This window comes from Streptomyces sp. NPDC088252 (assembly GCF_044740965.1).
Classification (GTDB): domain Bacteria; phylum Actinomycetota; class Actinomycetes; order Streptomycetales; family Streptomycetaceae; genus Streptomyces.
The window spans coordinates 1-12,809 of the sequence record NZ_JBIURS010000012.1 but is presented as its reverse complement, the minus strand read 5'-3'; the positions used below and the strand labels follow the sequence as shown (position 1 = coordinate 12,809).

Here is a 12,809-nt window from a genome sequence, read left to right as displayed (position 1 = left end):
GATCAGCTCCCGGTGATGATGCCGCGCGCCCGCAGAGCGGCGAGCAGAGTGTTGTAGGCGGTCGTGGCCGCAGTGAGGTCGGCGAACGTCGCCGCGTTGTTGACCGCGGTTGCAGTGCCGGTGAGGAACCGCGCGTCGTTGCCCGCAGCTGCCGTAGTCCCTGTGGTGCCGAGCGCCCGCACGGTCGCCGTACCGGCGGCGCCGGCCACCAGCCGCGAATCGTTGCCCGCGACTGCGGTCGTAGCGGTGGCGCCGATCGTCGGCGCGAACGTGGCGGGCTTGCCGGTGATGTCGGCCCACGCCGTGGACCCGCCGCCGAGGTCGCCTTCGACGACGCGGAGGTCTACGACGTCCTGGCCCTCAACTCGTGTGCCGCTGCTGACGGCGGCCTGGATGAATCCCATCACGGGGCCGCCGCGAACGTGACCTTGACGAACGCCGCCGGGGTGTGGACTGCGACGTTCGCTCGGCGCTCGGCCAGGATGACCAGGGTGTTCGCGAGGAAGAGGTCGGCGTGGCTGTCGGTCATCAGGATCGTGATGCCCTGCCGCTCCCACAGGGTGGCCCCGGTGCGGTAGCCGCCGAGCAGGGCGGTGCCAGCCGCCATGGCGACGGAGGTGACGACCTGGAGGCCCCAGATGCGGAGTGCCGCAGCGCCCTCGGTCACGTTGGTGATGACGCGGAATTGGCCGATGCCGTCGCTGTCCAGCTCGATGTCCTGCCAGTCCAGCGGGTTGAGGACCACGGCGTCCGGCGGGTAGAGCGCAAGCTCCCCCTGCGTCTTCGCCTTGCGGAGCGTGATGAGCTTCGAGTCCGTGGATCCGGCGCCCGGCTGGTACGCGCCGATGCCCGGGGTGGTGAGGATCCCCTGCATCTGCGTGGTGCCGTTGCCGGTGAGGATCTGCCGGTCCATCTGGAATTCGAGGCCATAGGTGAGGCGGCCGTTGATGTACCCCATCATCTGGCCGTCGTCGTCGGCGGCCTGGCGGGTGATCGGCACCCAGTGCGCGACCGTCTTGAGGGACGTGGTGATCGTGTCCCACGAGAACGGTCCGCTCTGCGGCTTCATCGTCCCTTCCGGAACCACGGCCGCCTTGTTCCACGTGCCGGTGCCCTCGACGGGGCCGGAGGTGTCGCGGACGTACTCCAGCGTGTTGCCGCTGGACGTCTGCCGGTCGAGGAGGTTCGCGATGAGGAGAGGGAAGTCGGGGTTCTGCGGGATGATCCCCGGCACCCGCTCCGGCCGGGTCGGGACACCGTTCGTGGTGGTGACCGTGCCGGTCGGCGCGTCGCGGTACTCCACGCTGAACTTGCCGACGGCACCATTCGCACGGAAGGTCTCCAGCGCCTTGGACCGAACGAAGTTCTCAGCAACGGTCAGCGGATGCTGTCGCCCCTGGTCGTCGGGCTGCATGCCTGGCTGCTCGCGGCGGGTGTCCGGGGCCGGATCGCCAGCGGGAAGGTTCGCGGCGCGCAGGGTGCGCAGTCGGGCGTCACGCTGGTTGGCCTGCTCGATCTTCGCGGCGATGTCGTCGGCGCGCTGCATCAGCTCGTCGACGTCGCCGTCGTAGGAGTCGTCCTGGAGCAGGCGCATGATCTCGTCGCGCTGCTCGGTGAGGGTGGGGGCCCCGCCCTTGATCGGGTAGATCGGCCGTCCGTCGCGACGGCGACCGATGGGGCGGATGCGGGCGAAGTTGCTCATGGGCCGCGTCCTTTCGGTCCGTGGACGGCTCGCAGCCGCCCAGATGTCTGGGGGTCTGCGGTCCGTCTTTCACGGCCGGTGGATCGCGCCCGGCATGCTCACGGCTTTTACGTCCGGTGTGAGCCCCGGATCATTGCGGCGAGGGTAGATCGAAACGTCTTTGCCGCGTTTGGGAGGGGTGTATGTCGCGGGCGACGACGGGCGTTTACCTGCGTCGTCGCCCCCACCGCCCCGCAAGATCATGTTACTTGGTGTGAGTTTTCATAGGACGCATCCGTCAGGACGCCAGCCGCAGCAGCGCGGCCCGGCGGCGCCGCTCGGCCATCCGTCGGTCGCCGTCGACCTGTTCCCGCTCGGCCTGGTGCGCCTGCTCGTCGAGGGTGGGGGCGTCGACCTGCTCGTACAGATCACCGAGGGCGCTGCGGACCGTCTTGAGCTTCGAGCCGGGGACCGCAGCCATGCGGGCGGTGATCTGCGAGACCTCCACCAGCCGGGCGCCCTTGATGTTCACGATCGTCTCCTCGCGGTCCTCGTCGCTCATCTCGGCGAGCTTCTCCCACGGGGGGAGGTCGGTACGGACGAACCCTACGGACAGCTCGGAGGCGGACCCGGATCGGGCCATGGTGCGGGCGTCACGCCCGGCTGCGGTGTCGTCGTACCGGCCGCTGATGTACAGGCCGTCGTCTCGCTCCTCAGCGGTGAAAGTCCCAACGGGCTGGAACGGGGAGTGCATGAACAGCATCGCGTACTGACCCTTGAGGCCCTTCCGGAACGCGCGCGGGTGGAACGTGGTGCCGTAGCTGTCGACGACGCCGTATCGGCATGCCAGCCCCTCGAACGTGCCGTCGGCCCCGTCGTCGAGACGCCAGTCGATGTCTTCCAGAGACCTGAACTCCAGCTCGCTCATCGCTGGCCCTCCTTCTTCAGTGCGTGCTCGGCGTACACCTCGGCAACCCCGTTCATCACCTCGCGGTGCGACGGGGACAGCAGCGGCGAGTACCGGTAAACAGCCCGCTGCTGCTTGTCACGGCCGTCGTACTCGTAGACGACCCGGCCGCCGCCGAACGTCATGTGGCGGGGCAACTCCCCGTCGCCGTCCGGCCGGACGGCGATGTCCTGCTTCCCGTCGAACGGGCCGCGGCGGACCTCCTTGAACGGAACCCCGGGCGGGCAGTACGCCCCCTGGTACTGAGCTGTTCCGGCGGGCTGGAGGATGGCGCGAACCTCGCCGCGCAGCAGAGTCGCCATGGTCAGTTCTCCTCGAACTCGAAGGTCAGCGCACACCGGCACTGGATGGACTGGCTGGCGGGCGCGGCCGGATCAGCCGGCCACCGGGACTCGGTCAGCGGGAAGCGCCGGTTCATCGCCACGGTGGAGCCCTGCGCCGCGCGGTGGGTGCGCCGGGTCCGCCGGTCGTCGGTCGACACCCACGTCTTCCGCACCGCGCCCCGATCGAGCGCGGCCATGTGTGAGGCCGCCGAGTAGCCGCCGACGGTCTCCGTGCGGGCGATCATCGTGGCGCGGTAGTCGCCGAGGTTGGTGAACACCTGCTGGATGCGGGCCCGGAGCTCCGGCACGGACTCGCCCTCGGACACGCCATGCGCGAGCAGCTGGCTGCGGAGCACCTGCTCCGTGGTGGCGGTGATCTGCCCGGCCAGTTCGTCGATCCGGTCGTCCAGGGCGCCGGCCACGTCTGGCTCGTCGAGGTCGAACGACGGGTTGATGGACACGCCGCCGCGGCGCCATGCCCGCTCGACGAACGGGCGCAGCGCCTCGGCCGTGCGGCGCCGCCAATACCGGGGGTCGAAGATCTCGCGAGCGCGAATCCGTTCCTCCCACCCGTCAGGGCCGGTCGCGACGTCCATGTCCGTGGCGCGCGCGGCCGGCACGATGTCAAGGTCGGGCGGGGCCAAGCGGACGGTGGCCTCGCGGGCAAGGGCGCACGCCTCGGCACGCAGCCCGGTGAGCCAGTCAGTGGAGCGCTGCGGCTTCTTCATCAGCCGGTCGAAGTCCCGCAGCACCCGCTCCTGCTGCTCCCGCGCGAGCGCCCGCACGGCGGACCGCCCGGCCGCCTCCAGGTCGTCGTACGCGGCGTTGATGTCGTCCAGCGACGGTGACGACGGGGCGTCGTCCGCGCGCGTCAGTTCCAGACGACGGGTCGCCGACGGGGCGTCAACCTGCGTCATTCTCGCGACGACGGGCGCCAGCACCTCGGCCACGGCCCGTTGCACGGCGGCCTCCAGCGCGGGAGCGTCCAGGCGCTGACCTGCTGCGGGCGGGGCGGCGTTGTACTGGGCCCGGTACGCGGTGATGGTCTGCTGCCCGGCACCGCCAGGCAGCGGGTCGTGCCCGACGTCGGCGCGGGCTTCGTCGAGGAGGAGGATGTCGGAGTCGACGAGGGACACGGTGCGGTCGACGACGGCCGTCCGGGACTCCTGCAAGGCGTCGACGCCGCTCAGGTCGAACTCGGCCTCCTCGGCATCGGAGGGCAGGAGGATGCGGTCGATCTCTGAGCCGATCAGTTCCAGCTTCGGCTTGATCGTGTCCGACCACAGCAGCGTCTTGGCCGCGGACCGGTTCTCGTACGTGGTACCCGCGCTCAAGTAGTCGTGCGGCACCCCAAACGCCATCATGACCTCGGACGCGTTGGCCATGCGGGATTCGAGGTAGTCCATCTCCTCGGCCGTCAACCCGACACGCGCGTACGACACCGGAGTACCGCCACCAGGCGGAGACGCGACGAGCAGGTTCTTACCCGCGTTCGCAGGGCCCTGCATGCTGCTACGCCACGACGCCTTGGCAGCGATGAACTGCTGCTCCTCCATCTGCCCGAGGTAGATGACGCCCGTCGGCGACGCCCCGTTCTTGTAGCTGGACCGCTGCCACTCCCGGGCATACGCGTCCATGTCCACCGCGTGCCGGGCCGCCTTCCACGGGGCCAAGCACCCGAGCGGATCGAACGGGTGCGGATACCGCAACCACAGCATCTCCTCCGGCAGCACGGGGACTTGCACCCCGTCGAGACGCCGGATCATGAACCCGATCACGTCGGCCGTCGTCGGCCGCTGCGCCAGCGGCTTCGACACGATGACGTCGACCTGGTCGAACACGGGGTGCGCCTCGGTCACGTCACCGAGCCCGGTCTCCCCGCGGTCCAGCCACACGAAGGACTGTCCGGCCAACTCGGCCTGCTGAAGCAGCAGCGACTTGAAGACACGGCCGGACATCTGGCCGTTGGGCCGCTTGTTGAAGAGCTGCGCGACGGGGTGCTGCTCAATGATCGAACCGTCCGGGCGCCGTACAACTACCGGCACCGAGCTCCCGTTGTCGGCGATGGCAGCCACGCACCGGTACGCCACCGCGCTGTGGGTGTAGCCGCGGGCCTCGGCGTCCAGGTCAAGGGTGAGGGACTGCTGCCCACCGATCGACGCGACGGTGATCGGGCGCCGGTCCCGCAGCGTGTCCACGCCGCCGATCGCGCGTCGGCCGAACGCCACGTCGAGCACGTCCTTGATCCGTCCCACGTAGTCCTCCTATGCGACCGCGGCGTAGTTGCCCGCAGGCGCGAGCATGAGCTTGGTGAGGGCCCAGACCGTGGCGTCGAGCCGGTCCGGACTGTCGTCGCCCGGCACCCACGTGGTGAGCTGCTCCTCCAGATGCGGGAAAGACGTGACGATGTGCGCGGCCAGCTGGTCGAAGATGGCGGCGACCGGCTCGGCCCTGGTGGCTTTGCCGCGGGTGGCGGTGACGGTGTCGTAGTTCACCGTCGGGTCGGTCTGCCGCATGGCGAGTCCGATCCAGTCGCCACCGTTGTTCACCTCGGCAACAACGAGATCGGCCTTCCACGCGTGATACGCCTGCGCGGCCTTCCGCATGCACTCCTCCGGGGACATCCGGCCGGACAGATCATCAAGGACGTACCCATGCCTGCGGGCGAACCCGTTCCGGTCGGGGATGAGGGACTGGCCGAGCCCGGCCACGACGATGCCCATCTCGTCAGACTCGCTACCACCCTTGGCCGCAGGGTCGATCGCGACGACGATCCGGGCCATGGGCGGGGCCGCACCAACCCGAGTCGCATCGAGGCCGCGCCACGACCACAGGGCGCCCTCGATGTCGTCGATCAGTTCCCCGTCGAGCTCCTGGCGTTCCAGGCGGGTGCCGGCGTACTGGGCGACCAGCTTGGTGCGCATCATCTCGGGGAGGTGGATCGCGTCGCGGGTGCGGCCCTTGGTCGTGATGACGTCCGGGCGGGCGAGCAGGTCCCTGATCTCCTTGCGAGGCTTCGGCGTCGTGCTCGCGATGTAGTGGGGGTTCGGGCCGACGCGGAGTCCCATGGCGGAGTGGGTGAGGGCGGGGCCGAGGCGGCGCATCGCTGCGGCCTCCTCCAGCCACACCAAGCATCTGTTACCGCCGGAGCGGAGGCGTTCCACGTCGTCGGGGGTGTGCGCCCCGAAGAGCTTCGCCTCGGCTCCGCTGGGCCAACGCACGTGTGTGCCGCCTGCGGTGGTCCTCAAGACGACGCGCGGATCGTGGGCCTTGAGCCCGGACGGCCCGTTGACGGCGGACTCAACGGCGTCACCCTGTGTCGGCGCGATGATGCTCATCCGGTGCCCGCCGGGTACTCGGTCGTCGCAGGCTGGCCCGTTGACGTGCTGGACCATGTACCGGGCGCAGCCGTCGGTTTTGCCGGTGCCTCGGCCGCCGAGCTGGAGCCACATGCCGTGGGTCTCTACCCCGTCCGGGGCCACCTGCCACGGATACGGGGTCCAGCGGTCCCATTTCTTCTGCCAGAGCTTGGCGCGGAGCTTCTCCTCCAGGAGGTCCAGCTCTGCTTCGGTCATGCCGGCGAGGCGGTCGCGCAGGTTGGTCACTGCTCGCCCAGCTCCTCGACGAGGGCCTCGATCGCGGCTGCGCGTTCGTCGGTCAGGCTGATGTCGCGCTTCACGGGTGCGTCGAGGCCGAGGAGGCGGGCGCGGCGTTCCTGGATCTTCAGGAGGCGATCGATTGCGGCGAGGACTGGGCCGTCGTCGGGGATGGGGGCGCCGTGGAGGTCGACGACGCGGCCGTTGGACACGGTGACGTGCTCGCGCTCCAGCACCTCGGAAGCGGCGACGTACAGGGCGTCGAGGCGCTCCAGCTCCAGCGTCCGCAGCTCTTCGCCGGCCTCGCGCACGGTCTCCTTGAGGACACGTTGGACGGCGTTGTACGCGTCGGCGCGGTGGTTGTAGCCGAGGTGCTCGGCGATGCGTGGGTACGTCCAGCCCTTCGACCGGAGATCAGCCGCAGCCGCGTCTCGCTCGGCAGTACTGAGGGTACGGACGAACCGGCCTCGGCCGTCGTGCGGGCGTGCCTGCGGGTCGTCCATGTCCGTACCTCCTCCTGGTCGGGAGGGTACGGATTTCGGGCGTTCCAGGATCTTGAGGTGTGTATGTCGCGGACATGCGTCGGCCCCGCACAATGGCGGGGCCGGGCCGGTTCAGCAGGCGTCGTACCGCCAGGCGCCGCCCTCACGCGCCCACGGCTGCGCCTCCTGGTCGAACTTGGGCAACCCGTTCACCTTGTACGTGACGCGGGCCATATCCCCAGAGACGTTCGCCTTTACGTTTGTGGCTGGGTGGTCGTTGCCGTAGTCGGCTGCGGCCTGCTTCACGACACCGGCATATGCATCCAGACCGACCTTCCCTTGGCAGCGCTTCGACAGGATCTCGTACGCGGTGGTGGCGTCGCCCTTGAAGTACGCGGCCGTGTACGCGATGACGGCCTCCTCCGGGCCGTCCTCGGTACCCAGCGAGGGTGTGGTCGGCTGCTTCGTGCTGGGCTCGCTCGACGACGACGCGGCAGTGGGCTTGTCGTCGTTCGACGAGGAACAGGCGGTGAGGGTGAGCAGCGCGGCGGCGAGCACGGCGATGGTGGCGCGGGTGTACATGTATCCCCCTGGGCGGATTGGTCCGGGAAAGCATCGTGCCATGTACGTGCGCGAGACGTGATGACGATGTGAAGAAGCCCCGCCCGGGGGGATGTTCGGGCGGGGCCTCGGGTCCGAGCAGCGCCGCAGCCATGAAGCGCGAATGGGGACACGTTCACGGTACGGGCCGGGACTGACAACTGGGCTACGACCGCCAGGTGTCCCGGTAGTCGGGGTGGTCGGCGTAGGGCAGGGCGAGGTGAGGCAGGAGGACCCGCCTGTACTCCGAGAGGATCGCCTCAGCGCCTGTCATTACGAGCACCCCAGCAGCCATGGCTTCGTATCGACTGAGCAGCTCCCGCTTGGCTTCGACCTCGCGCAGGACGCGGGCCGGGTCATGGCGGGCGATGTGCTCAGCAACGCCCGCCCAGTTCCCGTTCGCGCACTCTTCGGCACGGTCGCCGTCGGACGCGACGATCACGCCCGTCTCGCCGATCTGCCGCCAGGTCAGCGGCGGCTCGGAGGCGTTGCCGATGTGCGCGATTTGCTCGTCTTCGTCGAGGCGGTCGCGGAGGAACTGCACCAGGTCGTCCATGGGGTCATCCTCTCGTGCTGGTAGATCCGGGGTAGGCGGGTCGGTAGATCGGGGTAGCTGTGGTGGTAGATCCGCAGGTAGACGGGGGTGGTAGACCGTCAGGCGGCCTGCTGCTCACCCTCGGCCGGGGAGGGCTGCGGGAGGTCGTCTCGGTGGACGCCGTACGCCACCTTCCGGTCCACCTTCACGGAGCGGCGGACGGGGATGCCGAGGAGCGGCAGCCGGGTCCGCAGATCAGACACTTCCCAGCCCTCCCCCTGCCCGTGCCGCCGAAGGTGGGTGAGGAGGGTGGCGAGGTGCACGCCGGGCCGGTCCGCGATGAGGTCGCGGATCAGGGTGTGCAGCTGCTCCCGCTGCGCCTCGATGGACTCGGCCGCCTCGGGGGTCTCCTCCTCGTCGTCGGGGATGGCGCGCACGGCGGCCCAGCACCACAGCGGGACGGCGGCCCACAGGATCGCGGGCCAGCGCCGGAGCAGCCACCACGTTCCGTACGCTCCGGCGGCGAGCAGGACCAGGCGCAGGATGCAGCCGAGGATCGCGGCGAGTCCATCGAGGTCGTCGCGGCGGCCGGCGCGTACCCATTCGGCGGCGCGCTCGGCAAGGTTGCGGATGAGGTAGCGCTGCCCGGCGGTGAGGGTGCGCGCGGCGCGGGTCCGTTTGGTGGTCTCTGGCTCGGCCATCAGAGGTTCCCCTCCAGCGCGTTTCGGCCGCTGAGACCGATGCCGTTCACCAGCTCGGGCAGGCCCTCCAGCGCACCAGCGACGCCCGCCACGGCGCAGAGAATGAATCCTGCGGCCAGCGCGCCGAGCAGCTTGCCCTTGTCCTCCTTGCTCGCAGCCTTGTACGAGAGGACGAGAGCGACGGCAACGATGAAGACGACGACTCCACCCTCGGGGGTGAGCTGGCCCATGGAGGCGCCGGCCAGCGGTGCGCCTGAATCGGTGCCGGTCACTCCGGTGATGGCCTTGCCTCCTGCGGAGTTGACGCCTTGGCGGGTGCATCCGGCGAGCCAGCCGAGGAGGCCGCCCGCGCACATGGTGCCGAGTGCTCCGGTGAGCAGCCCTTGGACGGTGGGGAGGAGGTCTTTCAGCGCGCGTCCCCCGGTCCACCATTTCCGGAGCTGGATGAACAGGATGGTGACGGCGATGGCGGCTCCGGCGAGCGTGACGCCGGTGGTAGCGGTGTTCATCGGGTGACTCCGGTGATCCAGGTGATGGGGTCGTAGAGGTGGATGGCGCCGGTCAGACCGACGACGGACACGGCGAGGACGAGCAGCCGGCGGATGGTGCCGCCGTGGTAGTAGATGCGCAGCAGGGTCCAGGCGAGTGGTGTGCACGCGAGCCCGTATGCGGCGCCCTGCCCCCACATGCCGCGGGTCTCGGACACGGCGGAGGCCCAGGTGGTGGCGACGCTGTACCCGACGCCAGGGATCGGCAGGAGGGCGAGGGTGAGGGCCCCGCAGATCTGCCACGGTCGGCCGAACTGCCCGATCCAGGCAGTGAATCGCTCCCACCGGGTCGGCTCGGGCTCCGGGGGCTGGAGGGTGACGTGGAACTCGAACGGGCCTTGCGGGATGAAGATCTGCTGCACGGGCGGCGGGGGCGGCGGTGCGGCCGGTGGTGCGGCAGGCGGCGGAACTGGGGCCGCAGGCGGCGCGGGCGTGGCTGGGGCGGCACGCCACGGCGGAACCTCGCCAGGCTCGGGCCCGCGGTCGGGAAGCGGGGCGCCGGCCGGAATGATCCGGGTCGGGGTGATCGGGTGATCAGACATGAGTCCTCAGTGGAGGATGGCGGCGCCGAGCGCCGCGAGGGTGACGATGAGGGCGACGGTCCCGGTGATGCGGGGGACGTCGGGGGTGGCCACGTAGGCGAGACCGAGCAGCCCGAGGAGGGCCGCGAGCGGGAAGAGCACGCCGAGGGCGGCGAGCACGGCCGGGCCTACGGGTTCTGCCCGACGGCGAGCGGGAGTGTGGCCGGGAGGCTCTTGAGGCTCGGCTCGTGATCCTCGATCTCGGCCCGGATGACGCCGCGGATGGTGGAGTCTCCGACGCGGCCATGCCCAGCAGTGATGAGGGCGTCGCGCATGGCGGCGGTGCCGGGCCGCGTCCCTGCGTCGTACAGCGGGCGGACGGCGGCGCACCGCGGGTCGCGGTAGACGATCGGGGCGGGCACTGGCTGCGGCTGCGGCGCAACCGGGGTCGGGGCTGGGAGCTGCGCGGCCGGGGGCTGCGTCGGGAGCGGCGGCAGCACGGGCGCCTGCTCGACGCGCTCGACGACGGCCGTCTCCTCAGGGGTGTCGACGCTGGTCGACGGGGCGGCGGTGGGTGTCGGGGTCGCGGCGAGGTGCAGCAGGTGCGCGAGGACAGCCGGGGGCACCATCGACGTAACGGCGATGAGCCAAGCCTGGTCATGGTTCATGTGCCCGGTGTTCACGAGGTGCGCGACGACCTGCGCGGCCAGGGCGAGGACGATCGCGAACGCTGCGCCGATCGTTGCGGAGAACCGCCCGCGGGCACCCTTCGGCCTGGTAGCGGCGACGACGGCGGCGATACCGGCGTAGGCCGAGAGCGAGAACGGCATGCCGTACGCCCACGGGTCGGACCATCCGGCGAACTTCGCGACGTGGTACTCGCCGGGCATCGACATGATGAGGGTGGCGCCGAGGACGGCGGGGCGTCCGGCACTGGTCGCGAGTGTGGCGTACCAGGGTCCCGCTGGGAGCGGGGATGTGCGAGGCTTCTTCCAGCCCATGGAGGTCACTCTCCGGTGGTCAGAGCCTCGGTCGGGATTCGCAGTCCTGCCGGGGCTCGTTCAGTTGTTGGGCGTCGTTGGGCGTCGTCGGCCCGTCCAGACGCATCCAAGGGGTATCCCTTGGATGTTCCAGAGGGTACCCCTTGGGTGGGTGTCTGTGCAGTCCTACGCTCCGGCCGGGAGGTGGCTGTCGTGGCTGAAGAGGTGGAACGGGTGCGTGAGGCGCTGCGTGCGCTGGAGGCGATCCCGGATGCGGTGGACCGGGCCGCGGCCTGTTCCGAGCTGCTCCGGGAGTGGCCCGAGCTGCATCGGGTGCTGGCCGACGTGCGCCAGCAGGCAGTCATCACGGCCAAGGGGCAGGGGCATACGTACCGGGCGATCGGTGCGCGCATGGGCGTGACGGGGGAGACGGCCGGCCAGATCGCGGCGGGGAAGAACAGGGCGTCGTCGGAGTAGTCCGACGTGCGTCGTCTGGGTATGTCGACGCCCCGTCACCGTGTGGGTGGCGGGGCGTCTGTGCTGCGTCAGCGCTTGGGGGGCCAATGGGCGTCGGGGTCATGGAACGGTGAGACGGAGCAGTACCGGTTGACGCAAACGATCTTCTGTTCCGTCTTGCTCGGCTCGGTGTACTTCCGCTGGCCCCACGTGCCGCACGTGGGGCAGGGCTCGGGATGCGGCTCGGTGTAGCTGAGGAACTCGGCGAACGGTGTACCCACCGCCACATGATGCGACGGGGGCGGGATGTCGTCTACAGGTCAGCGCGGCCCCTCCTTGGCGGGCATGGCGTCGAGAGCGGCGTGAACGGCGTGCCAGATCATCGCGTTCCGCCCGACGACGGTGTCCGGTAGGAAATCGCAGGGCTGGCTGCGGATGTACGCGAACACGGCGTCGTATGCGGGCTGGTGCGGGTCGTCGTCGGGCGTCTCCTTGGCGGCGTCGGGCGTCGCCACGACGGAGGCAAGCTGCGCGGCCGGGGCGTCGTCACCCGTCGTCTGCACGTTGTCGGCGTCCTCGACGACGGGCGTCGTCATCGCGTCGGCGACCCGTCGGACCTGCGTCGTCAACCGGTCAACGGCCTGAATGACGCCACGGTACGGATCAACTGGCATGGTGCTGCTCCTTGCTTGTGATGGTGGCGGTCATGACGCCAAGGCCAGCGCCGGCCGCTGCTCCCTGGCCTGCCGTGCTGCCCGCCTTGCCGCCGTGTTCGCCCGCTCCGCTCGCAGGCACCCGAGGCACACGTCCTCTCCCAACCGGCGGTGAATGACCGCCCCTGTGGCCGACCCGCCGCTGATGTGTTCCTCGGCGAGCCGTGCACGGCGCTGCGTCTCCACACGGATGGCCTGGGCGCCCCGGCAGGTCTGGCACTCCTCCCCGTACCGGATATGGGCACACAGCGCCTTGTACGTGCCGCAGGGGACACGAACCCGGCCCTGTGCGTCGAGCCACGTTTCGTCACCGGGGCGGAGGATGCGGCGGCGCTCCTTGGCGGTGAGCCCGCCCCAGGTGCCGCGTTCCTCGGGCCGGTTGAGGGCGTGGTCGGCGCATGCCGGTCGGAGGGGGCAGCCCTGGCAGATGCGGGCGGCTTCGCGTTGGTCGGCGGGGAGGGCGGAGGCCCAGAGGTCGGGGTTGTGGTCGGGCTGGGCGCAGGCAGCGGTTCCGTGGGTGAGGAACGCGGGGAGTTCGATCATGGTCGTCCCTCCTGGGGCGGGGCAGTTGGCGGGGTCAGGTGGTGGGCTGCTGCGGCTGGTCGAGGGCAGCGCGCAGGGCGCTTACGACGGCGGGTGTACGGATGACGTCGGGAAGCTGCTGCTCCCAGGCGTCGGCCATCTGACGCACGCGTTCGATGACGGC

General features: G+C 70.2%; 18 protein-coding genes. 1 reads left to right on the top strand and 17 read right to left on the bottom strand.

Annotated features, from left to right (window positions below):
* Positions 1-2 precede the first annotated feature (2 nt).
* The 14 genes from ACIOHC_RS24205 to ACIOHC_RS24140 form a co-directional block, all read right to left on the bottom strand.
* Positions 3-404 (bottom strand): hypothetical protein, encoded by a 402-nt coding sequence (locus ACIOHC_RS24205; protein WP_401843963.1) that lies wholly within the window; start codon positions 402-404, stop codon positions 3-5.
* Positions 404-1,702 (bottom strand): phage major capsid protein, encoded by a 1,299-nt coding sequence (locus ACIOHC_RS24200; RefSeq protein ID WP_401843961.1) that lies wholly within the window; start codon positions 1,700-1,702, stop codon positions 404-406. Before ACIOHC_RS24200 ends, ACIOHC_RS24205 begins: the two co-directional genes overlap by 1 nt.
* A gap of 277 nt (positions 1,703-1,979) precedes the next feature.
* On the bottom strand, positions 1,980-2,609 hold the full coding sequence (locus ACIOHC_RS24195; RefSeq protein WP_401843958.1) for an HK97 family phage prohead protease: 630 nt from the start codon (positions 2,607-2,609) through the stop codon (positions 1,980-1,982).
* On the bottom strand, positions 2,606-2,950 hold the full coding sequence (locus tag ACIOHC_RS24190) for a hypothetical protein (protein WP_401843956.1): 345 nt from the start codon (positions 2,948-2,950) through the stop codon (positions 2,606-2,608). Before ACIOHC_RS24190 ends, ACIOHC_RS24195 begins: the two co-directional genes overlap by 4 nt.
* A gap of 2 nt (positions 2,951-2,952) precedes the next feature.
* A complete protein-coding gene (locus ACIOHC_RS24185) occupies positions 2,953-5,226 on the bottom strand; it encodes a phage portal protein (protein ID WP_401843955.1) in 2,274 nt (757 codons plus the stop codon).
* 9 nt (positions 5,227-5,235) lie between these two features.
* Positions 5,236-6,576, bottom strand: coding sequence for a terminase large subunit domain-containing protein (locus ACIOHC_RS24180; protein ID WP_401843954.1), 1,341 nt, complete (start codon positions 6,574-6,576; stop codon positions 5,236-5,238).
* Positions 6,573-7,070 carry a hypothetical protein gene (locus ACIOHC_RS24175; protein ID WP_401843952.1) on the bottom strand — a complete coding sequence of 166 codons (498 nt, stop codon included), beginning with the start codon at positions 7,068-7,070 and terminating at the stop codon, positions 6,573-6,575. The genes ACIOHC_RS24180 and ACIOHC_RS24175 overlap by 4 nt, the downstream gene beginning before the upstream one ends.
* Before the next feature lie 111 nt (positions 7,071-7,181).
* Positions 7,182-7,631, bottom strand: coding sequence for a hypothetical protein (locus ACIOHC_RS24170; RefSeq protein WP_401843949.1), 450 nt, complete (start codon positions 7,629-7,631; stop codon positions 7,182-7,184).
* A 184-nt stretch (positions 7,632-7,815) separates the two neighbouring features.
* Positions 7,816-8,205: a DUF6221 family protein gene (locus ACIOHC_RS24165; RefSeq protein WP_401843947.1), complete on the bottom strand. Its 390-nt coding sequence runs from the start codon at positions 8,203-8,205 to the stop codon at positions 7,816-7,818.
* 98 nt (positions 8,206-8,303) lie between these two features.
* Positions 8,304-8,885, bottom strand: a complete 582-nt coding sequence (locus ACIOHC_RS24160; protein WP_401843946.1) for a hypothetical protein — start codon at positions 8,883-8,885, stop codon at positions 8,304-8,306.
* The gene (locus ACIOHC_RS24155) at positions 8,885-9,394 is read right to left on the bottom strand and encodes a hypothetical protein (protein WP_401843944.1); all 510 of its coding nucleotides are present in this window, start codon (positions 9,392-9,394) and stop codon (positions 8,885-8,887) included. Before ACIOHC_RS24155 ends, ACIOHC_RS24160 begins: the two co-directional genes overlap by 1 nt.
* Positions 9,391-9,795, bottom strand: a complete 405-nt coding sequence (locus ACIOHC_RS24150) for a hypothetical protein (protein ID WP_401843942.1) — start codon at positions 9,793-9,795, stop codon at positions 9,391-9,393. The genes ACIOHC_RS24155 and ACIOHC_RS24150 overlap by 4 nt, the downstream gene beginning before the upstream one ends.
* A 186-nt stretch (positions 9,796-9,981) precedes the next feature.
* The gene (locus ACIOHC_RS24145; RefSeq protein WP_401843940.1) at positions 9,982-10,134 is read right to left on the bottom strand and encodes a hypothetical protein; all 153 of its coding nucleotides are present in this window, start codon (positions 10,132-10,134) and stop codon (positions 9,982-9,984) included.
* Between the two features lie 8 nt (positions 10,135-10,142).
* Positions 10,143-10,955: a hypothetical protein gene (locus ACIOHC_RS24140; RefSeq protein WP_401843938.1), complete on the bottom strand. Its 813-nt coding sequence runs from the start codon at positions 10,953-10,955 to the stop codon at positions 10,143-10,145.
* 192 nt (positions 10,956-11,147) lie between these two features.
* Here ACIOHC_RS24140 and ACIOHC_RS24135 point away from each other — a divergent pair, with 192 nt between their 5' ends.
* Positions 11,148-11,411: a hypothetical protein gene (locus tag ACIOHC_RS24135; RefSeq protein ID WP_401843936.1), complete on the top strand. Its 264-nt coding sequence runs from the start codon at positions 11,148-11,150 to the stop codon at positions 11,409-11,411.
* Between the two features lie 68 nt (positions 11,412-11,479).
* On the opposite strand, the gene ACIOHC_RS24130 is transcribed toward ACIOHC_RS24135, so the two are convergent.
* From ACIOHC_RS24130 to ACIOHC_RS24120, 3 genes are read right to left on the bottom strand one after another with little or no spacing between them, the layout of a single operon-like run.
* Entirely contained in the window at positions 11,480-11,671 is a 192-nt protein-coding gene (locus tag ACIOHC_RS24130; RefSeq protein WP_401843934.1) for a hypothetical protein, read from the bottom strand.
* Positions 11,672-11,710: 39 nt separating this feature from the next.
* Entirely contained in the window at positions 11,711-12,064 is a 354-nt protein-coding gene (locus tag ACIOHC_RS24125) for a hypothetical protein (protein WP_401843933.1), read from the bottom strand.
* Between the two features lie 30 nt (positions 12,065-12,094).
* Entirely contained in the window at positions 12,095-12,646 is a 552-nt protein-coding gene (locus tag ACIOHC_RS24120) for a WhiB family transcriptional regulator (protein ID WP_401843931.1), read from the bottom strand.
* Positions 12,647-12,809 lie beyond the last annotated feature (163 nt).

Excerpts from the sequence above, each read along its gene's own strand:
- ACIOHC_RS24175 (WP_401843952.1), bottom strand. The coding sequence starts at position 7,070 with ATGGACGACCCGCAGGCACGCCCGCACGACGGCCGAGGCCGGTTCGTC.
- ACIOHC_RS24190 (WP_401843956.1), bottom strand. The coding sequence starts at position 2,950 with ATGGCGACTCTGCTGCGCGGCGAGGTTCGCGCCATCCTCCAGCCCGCC.
- ACIOHC_RS24120 (WP_401843931.1), bottom strand. The coding sequence starts at position 12,646 with ATGATCGAACTCCCCGCGTTCCTCACCCACGGAACCGCTGCCTGCGCC.
- ACIOHC_RS24195 (WP_401843958.1), bottom strand. The coding sequence starts at position 2,609 with ATGAGCGAGCTGGAGTTCAGGTCTCTGGAAGACATCGACTGGCGTCTC.
- ACIOHC_RS24140 (WP_401843938.1), bottom strand. The coding sequence starts at position 10,955 with ATGGGCTGGAAGAAGCCTCGCACATCCCCGCTCCCAGCGGGACCCTGG.
- ACIOHC_RS24200 (WP_401843961.1), bottom strand. The coding sequence starts at position 1,702 with ATGAGCAACTTCGCCCGCATCCGCCCCATCGGTCGCCGTCGCGACGGA.
- ACIOHC_RS24205 (WP_401843963.1), bottom strand. The coding sequence starts at position 404 with ATGGGATTCATCCAGGCCGCCGTCAGCAGCGGCACACGAGTTGAGGGC.
- ACIOHC_RS24160 (WP_401843946.1), bottom strand. The coding sequence starts at position 8,885 with ATGGCCGAGCCAGAGACCACCAAACGGACCCGCGCCGCGCGCACCCTC.
- ACIOHC_RS24155 (WP_401843944.1), bottom strand. The coding sequence starts at position 9,394 with ATGAACACCGCTACCACCGGCGTCACGCTCGCCGGAGCCGCCATCGCC.
- ACIOHC_RS24125 (WP_401843933.1), bottom strand. The coding sequence starts at position 12,064 with ATGCCAGTTGATCCGTACCGTGGCGTCATTCAGGCCGTTGACCGGTTG.
- ACIOHC_RS24170 (WP_401843949.1), bottom strand. The coding sequence starts at position 7,631 with ATGTACACCCGCGCCACCATCGCCGTGCTCGCCGCCGCGCTGCTCACC.
- ACIOHC_RS24165 (WP_401843947.1), bottom strand. The coding sequence starts at position 8,205 with ATGGACGACCTGGTGCAGTTCCTCCGCGACCGCCTCGACGAAGACGAG.